The organism is Streptomyces hazeniae, assembly GCF_031845485.1.
In the GTDB taxonomy this organism is placed as follows: Bacteria; Actinomycetota; Actinomycetes; order Streptomycetales; family Streptomycetaceae; genus Streptomyces; species Streptomyces hazeniae.
This window is the reverse complement of the sequence record NZ_JAVREQ010000186.1, coordinates 1-452: the sequence shown is the minus strand read 5'-3', so window position 1 is coordinate 452 and position 452 is coordinate 1. Positions and strand designations below refer to the sequence as shown.

1 protein-coding gene is annotated in these 452 nt (G+C 63.9%); it reads right to left on the bottom strand.

The window, feature by feature from the left end; all coding sequences use genetic code 11:
- On the bottom strand, window positions 1-320 hold a 320-nt coding region (locus RM572_RS29240; RefSeq protein ID WP_311676367.1), incomplete at its 3' end, for a serine hydrolase domain-containing protein.
- Between the last annotated feature and the right edge of the window lie 132 nt (window positions 321-452).

Genomic DNA, 452 nt, shown 5'->3' with positions numbered 1-452 from the left:
GTGGACAACGGTGGTGGCTCAGATCCGGGCAGCTCCCAGACGCCGATATCAACGAAGTCAGATATCGAGTCCTCAAGGGTGAGCACTCCGGCATCGCGCAGTTGCAGGATCGCTGCTGCGGTGAAGCTCTTGGTGCATGAGGCGACGCGGAACGCGGTGTCTACGCTGGGAGGGCGGCCGTCGGCGGCGGCAGTTCCGTAGGCACCGCTGAAACCCACGCCGTTCGCAGTGAATACGGTATAGACGGCGCCAGGCACGATGCCGGCAGTGACCCGTTGACCGATCAAGGCGTGTATCGCTGATTGTGCGTCCGCGAGCATCGTCAGCTCCTACCGTTGCACCTCGGCAGGCACCAACGCCGGCGGAAGCCCTTGGAAGGCGACCGGTCGCAGGAAGCGCATGATGGCATCTGGCCCCACCGAGGTGAACAGCGGATTCGAGGTGGCTGGGAA